The organism is Melioribacteraceae bacterium, assembly GCA_035362835.1.
GTDB lineage: Bacteria > Bacteroidota > Ignavibacteria > Ignavibacteriales > Melioribacteraceae > DSXH01.
Genome location: DAOSDY010000003.1, coordinates 356605 through 373285, shown reverse-complemented (window position 1 = coordinate 373285; position 16681 = coordinate 356605). Strand labels below are relative to the sequence as shown.

Annotated in this window: 14 protein-coding genes; 10 read left to right on the top strand and 4 right to left on the bottom strand. The window is 37.6% G+C overall.

Features of this window, described 5'->3' with window-relative positions:
• Window position 1: 1 nt before the first annotated feature.
• Genes PLZ15_12765 through PLZ15_12750 form a run of 4 tightly spaced genes read right to left on the bottom strand, consistent with a single transcriptional unit; the run spans window position 2 to window position 3934 of the window.
• Window positions 2-1432, bottom strand: a complete 1431-nt coding sequence (locus tag PLZ15_12765) for a nucleoside recognition domain-containing protein (GenBank protein ID HOI30621.1) — start codon at window positions 1430-1432, stop codon at window positions 2-4.
• A gap of 5 nt (window positions 1433-1437) precedes the next feature.
• Window positions 1438-2238, bottom strand: coding sequence for a FeoB small GTPase domain-containing protein (locus PLZ15_12760; GenBank protein ID HOI30620.1), 801 nt, complete (start codon window positions 2236-2238; stop codon window positions 1438-1440).
• A gap of 3 nt (window positions 2239-2241) precedes the next feature.
• Window positions 2242-3255: a metal-dependent transcriptional regulator gene (locus PLZ15_12755; GenBank protein HOI30619.1), complete on the bottom strand. Its 1014-nt coding sequence runs from the start codon at window positions 3253-3255 to the stop codon at window positions 2242-2244.
• Window positions 3256-3262: 7 nt separating this feature from the next.
• On the bottom strand, window positions 3263-3934 hold the full coding sequence (locus PLZ15_12750; protein ID HOI30618.1) for a metal-dependent transcriptional regulator: 672 nt from the start codon (window positions 3932-3934) through the stop codon (window positions 3263-3265).
• A 158-nt stretch (window positions 3935-4092) separates the two neighbouring features.
• On the opposite strand from PLZ15_12750, the gene apbC reads away from it, so the two are divergent.
• From apbC to lpxK, 10 genes are all read left to right on the top strand, one after another.
• Window positions 4093-5187 carry an iron-sulfur cluster carrier protein ApbC gene (gene apbC, locus PLZ15_12745; GenBank protein ID HOI30617.1) on the top strand — a complete coding sequence of 365 codons (1095 nt, stop codon included), beginning with the start codon at window positions 4093-4095 and terminating at the stop codon, window positions 5185-5187.
• 20 nt (window positions 5188-5207) lie between these two features.
• On the top strand, window positions 5208-5444 hold the full coding sequence (locus PLZ15_12740) for a NifU family protein (protein HOI30616.1): 237 nt from the start codon (window positions 5208-5210) through the stop codon (window positions 5442-5444).
• Between the two features lie 33 nt (window positions 5445-5477).
• Complete coding sequence (tpiA, locus tag PLZ15_12735; protein ID HOI30615.1) at window positions 5478-6236, top strand: triose-phosphate isomerase; 759 nt, start codon at window positions 5478-5480, stop codon at window positions 6234-6236.
• A 105-nt stretch (window positions 6237-6341) separates the two neighbouring features.
• Entirely contained in the window at window positions 6342-8915 is a 2574-nt protein-coding gene (locus PLZ15_12730) for a glycoside hydrolase family 2 TIM barrel-domain containing protein (protein ID HOI30614.1), read from the top strand.
• Between the two features lie 8 nt (window positions 8916-8923).
• The gene (gene smc, locus PLZ15_12725; protein HOI30613.1) at window positions 8924-12517 is read left to right on the top strand and encodes a chromosome segregation protein SMC; all 3594 of its coding nucleotides are present in this window, start codon (window positions 8924-8926) and stop codon (window positions 12515-12517) included.
• A 10-nt stretch (window positions 12518-12527) separates the two neighbouring features.
• The gene (locus PLZ15_12720; protein ID HOI30612.1) at window positions 12528-13247 is read left to right on the top strand and encodes an MtnX-like HAD-IB family phosphatase; all 720 of its coding nucleotides are present in this window, start codon (window positions 12528-12530) and stop codon (window positions 13245-13247) included.
• A 2-nt stretch (window positions 13248-13249) separates the two neighbouring features.
• On the top strand, window positions 13250-13837 hold the full coding sequence (locus PLZ15_12715; GenBank protein ID HOI30611.1) for an isoprenylcysteine carboxylmethyltransferase family protein: 588 nt from the start codon (window positions 13250-13252) through the stop codon (window positions 13835-13837).
• Window positions 13838-13845: 8 nt separating this feature from the next.
• Window positions 13846-14967 carry a lipid-A-disaccharide synthase gene (gene lpxB, locus PLZ15_12710; protein HOI30610.1) on the top strand — a complete coding sequence of 374 codons (1122 nt, stop codon included), beginning with the start codon at window positions 13846-13848 and terminating at the stop codon, window positions 14965-14967.
• Complete coding sequence (locus PLZ15_12705; protein HOI30609.1) at window positions 14957-15622, top strand: lysophospholipid acyltransferase family protein; 666 nt, start codon at window positions 14957-14959, stop codon at window positions 15620-15622. Before lpxB ends, PLZ15_12705 begins: the two co-directional genes overlap by 11 nt.
• Complete coding sequence (gene lpxK / locus PLZ15_12700) at window positions 15610-16662, top strand: tetraacyldisaccharide 4'-kinase (GenBank protein ID HOI30608.1); 1053 nt, start codon at window positions 15610-15612, stop codon at window positions 16660-16662. Before PLZ15_12705 ends, lpxK begins: the two co-directional genes overlap by 13 nt.
• Window positions 16663-16681: the final 19 nt, after the last annotated feature.

Here is a 16681-nt window from a genome sequence, read left to right as displayed (position 1 = left end):
TTTAATTTCCGATAAAAATTCTCCATAACTGCGCAACAAAAAAACATACTGCTAAACCGAGAAATATCGGAAGCAACGTTGAAATTAGAGTCCACTTTAAACTACGTGTTTCTTTATAAATTGTATAAATAGTTGTTGAGCATGGATTGTGTAATAAACTAAATAGCATCAGGTTAATACCTGTTAAGGCGGTCCATCCGCCTGTTTTCAATATGGAAGCAACATCACCAACATTATCCAGTTCAAAAAGCACACCGGATCCGGAACCGAAATCGGTGATTCCAAAAACAAGAACGGAAAGCATTAAAATTGTCGGAATAACAATTTCGTTTGCAGGTATTGCAATAATATAAGCGAGAATAATAATCCCGTTTAATCCAATGAATATTGCAAACGGATCGGCAAACCTTACAAAGTATTCTGCCAGACTTACATCATTAATTGAAATATTCGAAACCAGCCAGATAACCATACCCGCAGGAATTGCAAAAATGACGGCTCTCCATAAGACAAATATAGTCCGATCGATTAATGATGTGTATAGAGTTTGTAACAATCTGGGCGGCCTGTATGGAGGCAGTTCAAGACTGAACGCTGATACCTCCCCTTTAAGAACTGTTCTGGATAACATCCAGGAAACAACCAGGCTAAAAAGAATTCCAAGAAGAGCAACTGAAACAACTGCGGCAGCAGAAACCAATCCACCCAGCACAGGCGGAACCAGGCTCCCGATGAAAATGGTAGCAATCAAAATTTGAGTGGGCCATCGTCCGTTGCAAAGAGAAAAGTTATTGGTGATTATTGCAATCAGTCGTTCACGTGGACTATCGATAATTCTTGCCGCTATCACTCCGGCAGCATTGCAGCCGAATCCCATAGTCATTGTAAGTGCCTGTTTACCGTGAGCACCTACACGTTTGTAGAGATTATCCATATTAAATGCAACTCTTGGGAGATATCCAAAATCTTCCAAAAGAGTGAACATAGGGAAAAAGATTGCCATTGGCGGAAGCATTACACTCACAACCCATGCCATTGACAAATATCCCCCGTCAATTATTAATCCATTAATGTACCAAGGAATACCGGTGGAATTAATCAGTTCTTTTAATATCGGATGAATTGTTTCAACCAACAGACTTGCAAGAAGCCCGGAAGGATAATTTGAACCTACGATAGTAAGCCAGAATACGAAGGATAAAAGCAGCAGCATAATCGGGAATCCGGTCCATTTGCTTGTAACTATTTTATCAATCATCCGATCCATATTATAGTTCGACTTACTATCGGGAGTTGAAACGACTTTTCCGGCAATCGTTTCAGCATCCTTATAAATAGATTCCATAACAGAATCGAGGAAATGATCACCAATTTCCCATCTGTATTTTATAGCTCTTTTCAGAATTAAATCGTTATTTACTTTTTCATTCATAAAATTCACCTGCTAGCCTGAGACTGATTTTTTATTGTAAGCAGACCGATATCTCCGGAACGGACAGCATCAATGATTGTCTGATCTCCCTCAAGCAACCTAAGTGCAATCCACCTTGAATTAGGTAATCCGGGGAATCTCTCGGAGATTTTTTTACTGAGATCCTCCACTGCATGCGAAACACCTTTAATTTTCGAGCTTATTCGATGAGGCCGGCAAATATAATCCCCTGATGCAACCATGTAAATGTTTTTTAGTAACTCAGGAATTCCAGTATTCTGACGTGCTGCACATGGTATTACGGGTATTCCAAGTTCTTTAGAGAGAGTACGGTCGTCTATTTCTATCTTATGCCGTTTTGCTTCATCAATAAGGTTCAAACATAGAACTGCTCTATCGGTTATCTCAAGCACCTGAAGCACCAGATTTAAATTCCTTTCAAGTCTTGTAGAATCAACAACAATCACGGTTACATCCGGCTGACCGAATAGAATAAAATCCCGGGCAATTTCTTCATCCGTACTGGTTGAAAGAAGTGAATAGGTTCCCGGCAAGTCAACAATTTTGAATCGCTTTTCTGAGTAGAGAAATCCTCCTTCCGCTCTTCCGACTGTTTTTCCGGGCCAGTTTCCAGTATGCTGTCTCAATCCGGTAAGACTGTTAAAAACCGTACTTTTCCCTGTATTCGGATTTCCTGCAAGTGCAACTACAAAATCATAGTCAGTCATATCAACACCAAGCTTAATAAGGTTGTTGATGTTATGTGCAGGACAGGTTGCGCAATTTATTTTTTCATTTGAATTCATATGTTATACTTTCCTAATAAAAATCTTGCTGCTCTGGTTATTTCTAAGAGCAATAGTAGTACCTCTGATTTCAAAAGCAGTTGGATCACCTCCCAGGCTCTTTAACTGTGCCCTTATTAAAGTACCTGGAACTATACCGAAATCGAGCATTCTTCTTCTTTGTTGGCCTCTCAGGGCACGGCTTAATCCTACCACTACGGCTTCCTCCCCTTCCGAAACATCGGCCAGAGTTTCAAATGATTGATCGATTTCATCGGTTTCTTTTAATGGTTGAACCTGAACATTCAATGCAAGGATGGGTGATAAAACGGATTCTTCGCCATTGGATTCGAACTTGATCCGGTCTCTATTTTTTTCAACAATTCGTACTAGCATTCCGGGATATAGACCCTGAGCCACAAGCTGGGAATATATTTCTTTTGGTTCGTCTTCAAGATGCAATATTCTTCCGAATTTACCATCCTGCAATTCCGGGAGTGAAATTCCGGTGATAACAGGAATTTCACCTGACTCATCAGGAATCGGATCGCCATGCGGATCTTTAAGCGGATTACCTAATTTTGCAGCAAGTAGATTTGTCTCATCGACTGATAATTCATGCTCTTTTAATTCAGCTAATGAATGCCAGTCAGTTTCTTTTACGCTGGTATTATCGGCCAAATATTTTTCCCAAAGCCTATGGATTCTTATTATTCTAAGTGCATAGGATCTCCCTTCGTTTGAAAGAAGAATCCTGTCTCCTACTCTACTGATTAAACCCGATTCGGCCAATCGAAATATAAGCCTGTTTGATTGGGATATTGAAATTGACAGATTACCGCTTAAACTGCTCGGCGAACAATCGACTGATTTGTATTCGCAGTCGTATAAATGCTTCAATGCATCTTCAAGAAGCATTTTTTCATCCTGCCTTTTTAATCTTTTCCATTTGTCGGTCAAGCCTTTCCCCGGATAAAAAAAGAATACTAAAAGCAGGACGAAAGCGGCTCCGATCGAAAGGATTAATATTGGACTCATAAATTACTCAATCTGTTTTTTTAATAAGGATTACAAAAACACTATCAGTAATTTTTTTGCTTAGTGATAGTTCTGTATTGTTGAATTTAACGGTCAGTGATTTATCAAAGCTAAGTTTATCAATTACCTCGAGTTTTGAACCTAATACAAGACCTGCTTTAACAAGGTAATTAATCAAATCACTGTCTTTATCGTTCACACTAACAAATTCATATTTATTCCCAATTTCAGTATCCGATAATTTTATATGGTTGGGAAGTTTAGGAAGAGTTCCATTCTTTTTGGGAATAGGATGGCCATGCGGATCAAAATCAGGATAATTCAAAAACTGATCGATCTTATCTATGAGAAAATCGGAGCTGTAATGTTCTAATTTTTCCGCTTCATCGTGAATTTCACTCAATCCTAATCCAAGCACCTTCATTAGAAAGAGCTCCCATAATCGGTGCCGCCTGATTATCTTCAGCGCTATTTTTTCACCTTTGGATGTTAATTCCATCCCCTTATATTTTTCATAATTGACCAGACCCTGCTTTGAAAGCTTTTTTGCCATATCGCTGATAGCTGCATTAGATACCGATAGATCCGTCGCCATTTGTGATGTAGTGGCACCGTTTCCCATCGTCATCCTCTGGTTTAGAATAGTCTTGAGATAATTCTCTTTTGAAACTGTAGACATATATTTAAGTAATTGTTGTTTTTAATTTAAGTATACTTAAAAAAAAAATCAAGCTCACATTAATGTTTTTTTAGCAGTCATCATCCGTACAAATTTCTGCATCTGTAAAGGAAGCCAAAAAATTCCTATTTTTACGTTCAAATTTTCTGGAGTTCTTAATGTCAATAGTTAATAAAGAGACCATACTGACCGCATTAAGGAAAGTAAACGATCCTGATTTAAACCGGGATCTGGTTTCACTTAATATGATTAAAGAAATAAATGTTGATAAATCCAAAATTCATGTCGTTGTAGAGCTTACTACCCCTGCCTGTCCATTGAAGGATAAGATAAAGGATGATTGTATTGAGGCTATCAAAAATGTTGTTCCTGATTCTTATATAATTTCGATTGAAATGACGGCATCGGTAAGAGGTAATTCCGACAATAGAATAAATTCTTTATTGCCCGGAGTAAAAAATACTATAGCTGTAGCAAGTGGTAAAGGGGGTGTTGGCAAAAGTACCGTTGCTGTTAATCTTTCCCTTGCACTTGCAAAATTAGGTGCAAAAGTCGGATTGATTGATGCAGACATATATGGACCAAGTATTCCTTTGATGCTTGGTATTAAGGATAAACCTCAAATATTTCAGGACGCACAAACCGCAAAAATGGTTCCGCTGGAAAATTATGGAATTAAAGTTATTTCGATCGGCTTTCTGATTGAAGACGACGCTCCTGTTATATGGCGCGGTCCAATGGCAAGTGGTGCAATTAAACAATTTATGTCGGATGTCCACTGGGGAGAACTCGATTATCTGGTTTTCGATCTACCTCCGGGAACCGGAGATATCCAGCTTACTTTAGTTCAGACAATTCCTTTAAGCGGTGCTGTTGTTGTTACAACTCCCCAGGATATGTCTTTAATAGATGTTAGAAAAGCAATCAGAATGTTTCAGCGAGTTAACGTACCCATTCTTGGGATTGTTGAAAATATGAGTTATTTTATCGCTCCCGATACAGGCAAAAAATATGATATTTTCGGTACAGGCGGAGGAATCCGGTTGGCAAGTGAACTTTCTATTCCATTATTAGGGGCTATACCTATTAATCCTAACATTCGTGTCGGGGGAGACGGCGGCAAACCGATAGTTTTCGATTCTCCTGAAAGCGAAGAAGCACAGAAAATTATTGAGATAAGTAAAAATCTGGCAGCCCAAATTAGCATCAATAATATTAATGCTAAAGTCCCTAATATTGAAATCTCTATGTGATATTTGTAAAGGAGAGAATAATGACTGATGTGATGAAAGAAAAAGTTTTAAAAGCTCTTGATACAATAAGACCCTATCTGAAAGCTGACGGCGGTGATGTAGAATTAGTTAATGTATCTAAAGAAGGTATTGTTGAAGTTAAACTCACAGGTGCCTGTGTCAATTGTCCGATGTCGCAAATGACACTACGCGCCGGCGTAGAAAGAGCCCTAATTCGTGAAGTACCCGGAATTAAAAGAGTAGAAGCTGTTAACTAGCAGCTTTTTAATCAATCTTAAATCAGGTTTGATATGAGACAAAAAATCGTGGCCGGAAACTGGAAAATGAATAACGACCTTCAGTTATCAATCCGGTTGGTTTCGGAGATTAAAAATCTAATTGGAACAAAAAAATTTAGTACTAAGATTATAATTTGTCCCGCTTTCATTTCTTTAGATACTGTTAAAACACTCGTAAAGAATACGGAGATTCTATTAGGCGCTCAGAACATGCATTACGAAGAAAACGGTGCTTTTACCGGTGAGGTGTCCCCTTCGATGCTAAAGAGTGTTGGCTGTGAATATGTAATTTTAGGGCATTCTGAAAGAAGGACAATTTTTTCTGAATCAAATCAATTGATTAACAAAAAGATAAAAGCAGCTTTAAAAAATAATTTGAATCCTATTTTTTGTGTAGGAGAAAGTCTTGAAGAAAGAGAACAAAACAAAACATTTTCTGTTATCGAGAAACAAATAGTAGAAGGTTTAGCGGAAATAAGTGAAAATGATTTGCATAATCTCATCATCGCTTACGAGCCGGTTTGGGCTATCGGGACCGGTCGTAATGCAACTCCAGAACAGGCACAGGAAGTACATGAATTTATCAGAAAATTGATTGCAAAACTTTATTCTAAAAAATATTCGGAATCTCTAATAATACAATACGGAGGAAGTGTTAAACCTGAAAATTCAAAGAGTTTAATGAGCCAGCCGGATATTGATGGTGCTTTGGTTGGAGGGGCTTGCTTAAAAGCTGAATCTTTTATCCAAATTATTGAATCAACCGAATAATATTTTAAAATGATTGGAAAACAGGCGAATTTCCAATAATCCTGAATTGAAATGCCCTCATTTTTTTAGTATATTTAAGGGTTTATTTGGATAATTCACCATAAAATGACAAAAATTACAAGATTCGCCCTATTTTGTTCGATTCTATTAATTTCCTCCTTTTCAACCGCACAAATTCGAATAAAACCACTGATTAATCATCCTCTGGAAATCGACTCTGCTTTTGTTATGTCATCTTCACCCCGTTTAATTAAACTGTTAGACAGTGAGTGGCGGGTATTTTCAAGCGGAAAGGAAACTGGGGCAATAAACACAACAATTCCTTTTATTTTTGAAGGAACGGAATCTCTTATCCTTGAAAAAGAATTATACTTTTCTCAAACTGAAATTGAGAATTCGGTATTCAAGCTTCACTTTGCGGGAATTAATTATTTTGTTGAGATTTCCTTAAACGGTTACAATATTTTTAAAAAATCCGGTGGCGAGATTCCATTTGAAATGGATCTTCCCGAAGATATAATTAAGTCCGATCTGCCGAATAAGTTACAAATCAAAATCGACACGCAACTGAATTCAGATGAATCGATTCCGGTAAATCAACGATTTTTATTCCCAAGAAATACCAAAGGAATATTAAGGAATATCTATCTTGAAATTCTTCCTAAAATGCATATTTCCTCTTTCAAAATGGATTACTCAATCGATCCTACACTCTCCTCAGCCCGTGGAGGACTTAGCGTTACACTTAAGAATCTGAATCTTATTGCTCAAGAAACCTTGAACAAAGGAGGGATGGAATTAAAGCTTCAACTGGTACCTAAGAATTTTTCGGGCAGCACATATTCTTATGACTTACAAGTACCGGCAAACAATGGCGGTGAAACAAGTTTTCAGCAATCTGTTTCAATTTCTGCTCCCGTGCTATGGTCTAACGAAACTCCGAATGTTTATACTGCGACACTGACACTTCTGAACAATAATCAGGTTATTGATAAAGCTGAGAAGGAACTGTCTTTTTTTAGAATTGACTTTTTAAAAAATAATACCACACTCAATAACACTCCTTTCAAGTTCAAGGGGATTACCTACCTCGCCAATGAAGATGAATTAAGCAGAACAGGTAATTTTGAAAGATTACAGAGAGATTTAAAGTTTATAAAAGAATCAGGTTTTAATTCCGTCAGGTTTTCAAAGGTATATCCAAATCCTTACGCAATAGAGTTGTGTCAGGAATTCGGTCTCTTCGCTTTTGTTGAGCTTCCGTTAAACTCAATCCCGGAAGAAATTTTAAAGAATCAAGAATTCCAATTAAGAGCTGCAAACAGATTACGGGAATTAATCGAAACCTATTCTCATAAATCAAGCCCTGTTATTTTCGGCTTAGGTAGTTCGTATCTATCCAATTCTTTTATAACAGGTAACTTTCTTGAAAAAATTATCAACGGAAAAAGATCGTCTTATTATTATGCCTCCTTCTTAGGTATTCAGGAAGAGAAAATTGAAGGTTTAAATCTTGCGGGGATAGAACTTTATTCCACTCATCCGGATATAGTAGAAAATATTCTCAAAAATATTTCGGAAATGGACAATTCAAACACCTATTTCTTTTCCGAAGTTAATTATCCGAATTATTACGGTGGTTCAGGCGGCTATCTGGTTAAAAATTCAACCGAATCTCAAGCTAAGTATTTTGACAGGATTGTCGAGTTATCCCTTCAAAGTAAATCATCCGGTTTTTTTATTAACACACTATTCAATTATTCTGGTGATTTCGTTTCACTATATTCCGGATATTCTGATGAGGCAAAATATAAACTTGGAATTTTCAACGAAAATCCCAATCCAAATAACCTTGTTTACAAAGTACTTTCTTCCAGGCTTAACAATAAAAGTAAAGTAACAATACCGATTGGAAGTGTTAAAGATGAGAATAAACTACTTTTTATTTTAATTGCTCTGGGTTTATCGATTGTGATGGCCTTACTAATTAATACCAGGAAGAAATTCCGGGAGGATTGCTCCAGAGCATTGTTCAGACCATATAATTTCTTTGCTGATATTCGGGATAGGAGAATTATTTCCGGTCTTCATACTTTTATTCTATTGCTTGTTGAAGCGGGATCAATTTCGCTGCTTTTCACAATTCTGTTCTACTATTTAAGGACAAATTTACTTGCTGAAAAGATACTTCTCTCTTTCGGCGAACCATATATACTTCAAAGCTTCAGCTATGCGGCATGGAATCCCGAAAAGAGTTTTCTAATCATGTTTTTTGTTATAATCATTAAGATTTTGCTGATAGGTATATTTGTAAAAGCAGCTTCGCTGTTAATTAAAACGAAAGTACAATTCAGCAGCATATTTTTTATGATCGTCTGGTCAATTCTACCGTTTACAATTCTTCTTCCGGTTGAATTGATTCTTTATAAAATTCTGACTGCGGGAGGTTTTAATTCGATTGTATTACTCTTCATAATTTTATTCTGGTTATGGGTTTTTCAAAGACTGCTTAAGGGAATCCATATCCTTTTTGATGTAAGAAGATTCGCGGTTTATTTCTACGGTTTAATTCTCTTTGTCGTGATAATCGGTGGGACTTTAATTTACTTCCAATTATCAAGTTCTACAATTTACTACATCACCAATTCCATTAAGCAATATAATTTGATCTCTTTTTAGAGGATAAATTGTTTTTATCAAAATTAGAAATCTTCGGCTTTAAGTCGTTTGCTAATAGAACAAATATTATGTTCAATCGCGGGATAACAGGAATAGTTGGCCCAAACGGTTGCGGCAAAACAAATATTGTGGATGCCATCCGTTGGGTGCTCGGCGAGCAGAAAACAACAACTCTCCGAAGCGATAAAATGGAAAACGTAATATTTAACGGAACACGCGAGCGCAAACCGATGGGAATGTCGGAAGCCTCTCTCACACTTGTAAACGACCGCGGAATACTTCCTACCGAGTATTCGGAAGTAACAATAACAAGAAGAATTTTCAGATCCGGCGAAAGCGAATACCTGCTTAACAAAAATATCTGCCGGTTGAAAGATATTACCAACCTTTTCATGGATACCGGAATGGGCACAAACGCGTATTCCGTTATTGAATTGAAAATGGTAGAAACTATTCTCAGCAGTAAAGCTGAGGAAAGAAGAAGATTGTTCGAAGAGGCCGCAGGAGTAAATAAATATAAATTGAGAAGACGTTTGTCTTTAAAAAAACTTGAGGATGTTAAAGCTGATCTTACACGTGTAAACGACATAGTTTCTGAAGTAGAAAAAACAGTCCGCTCTCTCGAACGTCAGGCCAAACGTGCCGATCAACACAACCAGATCCAATCGGTTTTGCGCGACAAGGAAATCGACCTTGCCGAACGTGAGTTTGCACTTTACAACAGAAAGAATGCTGAATTGAAGTGTGAGATCGAAAGCTTGGTTGCCCAAAAGGATACCACAGACGGCAATATCAGGACTATTGAGAATGAATTAATAGTTTTCAGGAATCAGATAAATTCCATCGAATCAGAACTCCAGAACAAACGAAACGAAATTTCATCCAATACGGACCAGTTGCACCAGGCCCAGAAGACAATCTCTGTGTCCGAAGAGAGATTTAATTCTCTTCAAAACAATCACAACAGATTGATCAGTGAAATTGAAGAGCTGAAAAAGCGGCTCCTTGAGATTGATGGTGATATCAAAAATCTTGAGAACGAGTCCGTCTCCCTAAATGAGACAGAATCGGTAAAATCAATTGAGATAGAAACAAACGAATCTCTGATCGGCCAGAAACGTAATACGCTTGAAGAAAAGAGAGCCGGATTAAAAAAACTTGTTGAAGAACGTTTTAATTTCCTGAAGGATATTTCCGATAAGGAAAATCTGAAGTCAGCACTGGAGAAGGAAATTCAGTCCCATTCTTCCAATATCGAAAAACTTAATGTAAAGATTCAGAACATTACAAATAGAATAGCTAAGACGGTTGGATTTGTTGAAGAACTAATTAATGAAAAAACAGAAGCAGAGAAAAAACTTACTGAAGCAGGACTTCAGATTGCACTCAGAGAAAAAGAAAAAACCGAATTAGAATCAGTTCTTAACTCATTAAAAGAAAAAGAGATTGAGGAAAAATCACTACTTACAAGCCTTAGAGAGAAGATCGAATTCCTGCAGACACTTATCTCCAATCTTGAAGGAATTTCAAAAGGATCCAAAGTCCTGCTTGAGAATAAAGAGTGGAGTAGTTCCGAAAAGAATATATTTGCTTACGTCGGCAATACTCAGGATAAATACAAATTCGCGCTGGAAGCCGGATTAAAATCAGTCCTTAACAACCTTCTAATTGAAACCGTAGACGAATTACAGGAAGCAATCACCTATCTGAAGAATAACGATCTAGGCAAAGCATCATTTTACCTGCTGAAGAATAACCTTAATGGTAGAAAATCCTTACTCGAAAAATTATCGGATTATTCGATCCGCAGAAAAATCCGTAAAATCGAGAAAGAAGCTTCATTTATCGGGTGGGCAAAAGACTTTGTTGAAACTGATGATCGGTGGAAAAGATACTTCGATCAGGTCCTTTCGAGAATTGCAATTGCTTCGGAGTTGAAAGACGCAATAAGGCTTCAAAATAAATACCCCGATTTCGGTTTTGTGACACTAGATGGAGATCTAATTCAGAGCAGCGGAATTATTGAAGCAGGTTCCATGCCCAAGCAGGATGAAACCCTGTTCGGCAGGAAACAAATGCTCGAAAATCTTAAAAAAGAATATCCGAAGCACGAATCTCAACTGGAAAAGGTTAAATCGCTTATAGCCGAAACTGAATTGAAACTTTCCAAAATAGATATCAAAAATCTGAGCGACGGCGAAAAATTAATCTCTAATGATATTGCAAATATTGACAAACAGATTTCTCAGCTTGAATTTGAACATAAGAAGGCAAATGAAGAAATTGAATCTTCACAAAAAGAGATTCATGAGTTTGTAGAAAAATCCAATCTGCTCGATAAACAATTAAACGAACTTACTTCACTATTAACCGAGCTAAAGAACAACAAGGATAACCTGGATGAAGAAATTTCCGGAAGCGAAACTTCATTGCAGGAACTGGAACAGGAATTTAATGTAATTCTTGAATCACAAAACAGTCTTAGACTCGAATTGGAACGTATTAAAGGACAGATAAAAAACACATTCGATTCAATAAACAGGTCCAGGAACGATAGTATTTCGATAAATAACGGTATCACAAAACGTGAATCGGATCTGGAGATTAACAGCAGTGAAACAAAGAATCTCACCGTCTCTATTGATTCCACCCGGACAGAACTTGAAAAAATTAATGAAGTTCGCTCTGTACTTGTAAATGAAGCTGGCGAAATTGAGAATAAACTAAAAATACTCAAAGAAGAAGCCGGTAAATATGAGAAACAGCTGAATGATCTTAGAAGAGTAAGACAGGAGGTTTCCGATAAAATCCATTCATTTGAAATTAAGGTTAATGAATTGAATTTCCGCCTGGAAAACATTCAGCAGCATATCAACGAAAATTATTCAATTGAAATAGTCCTGAAACATTTTGACGATCTTGATTCGTTCAATTTCGAAGAGACATCAAAAGAGGTCCATTCACTTAAAGACAAACTTAAGAATCTCGGACCTGTAAACCTGCTTGCATATTCCGAATACGAGGAAGAAAGGACACGCCTCGATTTTCTACACAAGCAGAGAGACGACCTGATTGAATCGGAAAGGGACCTTATCAAAACTATAAACGAAATAAACGATACAGCCCAGAGACTGTTTATAGAAACATTCGATCAGATCCGGCAGAACTTCACAAATATTTTCCAGACCCTCTTCAATCCGGGTGATGAGGCAGATCTTATTCTTGAAGAAAACGTAGATCCGCTGGAAGCAAAAATTGAAATAATTGCAAAGCCGAAAGGAAAGAGACCAACTTCCATTGAATTACTTTCCGGAGGAGAAAAGACTCTTACCGCAACGGCTCTCCTTTTTGCCATTTATCTTGTAAAACCGAGTCCGTTCTGTATTCTTGACGAAGTTGATGCACCTCTCGATGATGCCAACATCGATCGATTTACAAAACTATTAAAAGAATTCAGCAACAGGACACAATTTATCATTGTGACGCATAATAAAAGAACAATGGAATCTGCAGAGACAATGTATGGCGTTACGATGCAGGAAGAAGGGATATCTAAACTGGTGGGTGTAAGGTTCGAAGAAATTCCCGATACTCAGGAATGATATTAGTTTAATGAACGACAAAACTTTTAAAATATTTGTTGACTTTGACGGCACAATTACAAAGAATGATGTCGGCGAAGCAATGTTTTTAAAATTCGGTAATCCGGAACGCGCACGGGAAATTATTGAAGACTGGATAAATGAAAAGATAAACGCAAAGGTGAGCTGGCAACTCCTATGCGATACGTTAATCGGTTTTGATGAATTAAAATTCGGTGAGTTTCTAAATGCAATGGATATTGACACCACATTTAAAGAGTTTGTTGGTTACTGCAAATCAAATGATTTCGAGATCAGAATTCTTAGCGATGGACTCAGTTATTACATCGATCATATTCTTAAGAGAGAAGGATTGTCTCACCTTGAAGTATATTCAAACAGGGTTTCGAATCAGAACGGAAAACTTATTCCTCAATTTCCACATACCGATTCGGAATGCGATCGCTGCGCTAATTGTAAGCGGAATCATATTTTAAATTTCAGCTCCGATGATGAATATTCTGTTTACATAGGCGACGGGTGGTCAGATGTCTGTCCTGCTCAATTCTGCGATTTTATTTTTGCTAAGAATTCACTTCTGAAATATTGTGAATCGAATAGGATTACCTACTTCCCCTTTGGAAATTTCAGCGATGTGATAAAAAAAATGGATCAGCTTAAAGTCAAAAAGCGGCTGAAGAAACGTCATCAGGCAGAACTTAAGAGAAAAGAAATTTACATCCAGGGATAAATATGAAAGAGTTTTCTAAAAAGATTTTTGAATACAGGAGTTATACCCCGCTCCCCTTCCTTTTACTGATGATAATTTTTCAGAAAGCGACTCTCACGAGTATGATAGTGGGATTTGTAATTGTTCTGATTGGAGAATTTTTCCGTTTATGGGGCGTCTCTTATGCCGGCAGCGAAACAAGAACTACGGGCGGAGGTGTCGGAGGTACTTATCTTGTTGTCTCGGGTCCGTTTGCCCATGTAAGGAATCCTCTTTATTTCGGGAATCTCCTTATTTATACGGGAATCGGCGTGATGTCAATGGCTCTTTATCCGTATCTGCTTTTTGTCGCAGCTTTCTTTTTCATTTTTCAGTATCATTATATTATCCGGGAGGAGGAATCATTTCTAAGTGAAAAATTCGGCAGCATGTATACTGATTATTTCAATAAAGTACCGAGATGGATTCCTACATTAACAAAATATCATAATCCCGGATTGGAACAACCGCCGTTTAAACTTCATATGGGATTAAAATCCGAAAGAAGAACTCTGCAGGCTATCTCGTTAACTGTTATTATCCTGGTAATTCTTTTCTGGATTACAACTTGAGAAAATTAATGATCATAGCGGGAGAGGCATCGGGCGACATGCACGGCGCATCTTTAATTCATGAATTAAAAAAGCTGGATCCTGAATTAAAGATATCCGGAATAGGCGGCGACAGGATGATTGCAGAAGGTATGCAGCCGCTATTTCATATTAAACGGATGGCGTTCCTCGGATTTATTGAAGTGCTGAGGCATTTGCCGTTTATCAGAAAAGTTCAGACTGAAATCCTGAAAAAAATTAAGCAGGAAAGTATTGACACTGTTGTATTGATAGACTATCCCGGTTTCAATCTGGAAATGGCCGGAAAACTAAAGCAACCGGGGAAAAAAATTATTTATTATATCTCTCCGCAGGTATGGGCATGGGGAATAGGTAGAATTAAAAAGATTAAGGAACTGATCGATAAAATGATTGTTGTCTTTCCGTTTGAAGAGAAACTGTATAAAGAGAACGGCGTGGATGCTGTCTATGTCGGGCATCCGCTGATAGAACAGATAAACAGTTATCAGTTTCTTTCGAAAGAGGAATTATTCGAAAAGCTGAAACTGGAAGAGGGAAAGGAAATTTTACTCCTTATGCCGGGAAGCCGTAAACATGAAATAAAGAAACTTTTTCCCGTTTCTATTAAAGCGGCAAAGCATTTGGCCGATGAATTTAATCTGCAGATTGTTGTGGCCTGCGCGGAAAATATCGACGAGCATGTTTTTAACGGATTATCGGAAATAAAGGACTTTAAACTTGTTAAAGGGAATAGATACGACCTTCTGAAATATTCAAAATTCGGAATTATAAAATCAGGTACTTCTACACTCGAAGCCGGGATTTTTGAGCTCCCTTTTGTTGTTGTCTATTCAACAAATGCACTTACCTATCACCTGGGTAAAATGCTTGTAAAAATAAACAACATTGCTATGGCTAATATTATTCTTGGGGAAACGGTGGTAACCGAGCTTATTCAGAAAGAAGTAAATGTTGAGAAAATATATGAAGTGAGTAAAGAAATATTGTCGGATAATTCGAGATATGAAACGATTAGAACTAAACTGGGCAGCATAAAATCCAGGCTCGGAAGCATTGGTGCATCAAAACGGGCAGCCGAATTAATTTTTTCTAAATTAAATGAAGCTTAGCAACTCGGTAAAAGAAATACTAAGGATTGCCGGTGTCAGGTCAGCCGGTTTTTTGGTTAATGTTCTATTAACTACTGTAAAAATTAATATTGAAAACGGAGTGAATGTTCGAAGATTGGCCGATGGTAATAAGAATTTTGTATTTGCATTCTGGCATGGATCGATGGTTATCGGATGGTATTTGAACAGGAAAAATAATTGTTCGGCACTTGTAAGCCGTAGCAGAGACGGCGATGTTCTTGCCCACGTTCTTAAAAAGTGGGGGTACGAAGTCGTTAGGGGTTCAAGTCACGTCGGCGGGAACGAAGCGCTCGAAATGCTGCTTCAATTGATCGGCCGGAATTTTTCGCTTGCAATAACCCCGGACGGTCCGACCGGGCCAATTCATAAGATGAAAGCCGGTGCGGTGGTAACAGCTAAAAAGGGGAATGTCCCCCTTATACTTGCAGGCATCGGTTGCAGCAGGAAAATAGTTTTCAAGAGCTGGGACAAATTTGAATTGCCACTCCCCTTCAGCAGGGTAACAGCAATATATTCCGATCCGATCTATTTCGGAAAAGATATGAGCTATGAAGATACATCGTTAAAAATAATTGAATGTGAAGAATTACTTAACAGGCTTCAAAAGGACGCACAGGAAAAGTGCTTAATTTAATCAGACTTATATTATCACCGCTTACTATCGTTTACGCTTTCGTAGTAAAGGTACGGAATTACCTTTTCGACAAAGGCATATTCAAAATAACCAGGGTCGATGCTTTTGTTATTTCAGTAGGTAATCTGACTGTAGGAGGTTCCGGTAAAACACCAGCGGTAATTTTTCTGGCAGAACTCCTGAAAAAATTCAACAGAAAACCCGGGATTTTAAGCCGAGGTTACGGCAGAAACTCGTACGGCTATCTGTTCGTCTCCGACGGGAATAAAATTCTTACTACTGTTGACGACTGCGGAGACGAGATGTATCTGGTATCCGACGAAGCAAAAGCCGCCACCGCTGTTTCGGAAAGAAGGGTAATCGGCGCCAGAAAACTGATCGCAGACTCCGGTGTTGATTCTATTATACTTGATGATGCTTTCCAGCACCGGTGGATTCATAGAAATATAGATATTGTTATGGTTGATCAGAGATTCATGTTGAAAACAGGAAGCATAGAACAAAAAATTCTTCCTTTAGGACTAATGCGCGAGCCGTTCGACTCCCTGTCCCGTTCCGATATTGTTATCATAAACAGGAAATTTTCTGAAAGAGCTGAAATACCTGAGAAACTGAATGAATATTTCAGAAATAAAACAATTTTCTACGGATATTATATAGCTACCGGAATTTTTGATGTTAAGAGTCATCATGAATTTGCTCTTGAAGAATTCCAGGGTCAGAAGAGTCTTGTAGTTTGCGGAATTGCCAGACCCCATTCATTTCTGAGCATACTTGAAAACAACAGGATCGACATTAAAAATAAAATGCTTCTGCCTGATCATAAGAATTATACATTGAAAGAAATTCAGGAAATAAGAAAAAGATTTTACGATACAAATGCTAATTCTGTTCTGACAACACAGAAGGATGCAGTAAAACTCTTCAAATTTTCAAAAGACCTTGACGATATAGACATCTATTATCTAAAGATAAAACTAATGCTCGAGAACCAAGAAAAGTTTGAAGAATTACTAAAAGATAGATTAGCGAATAAATAAGAAATCACATTATCAATTG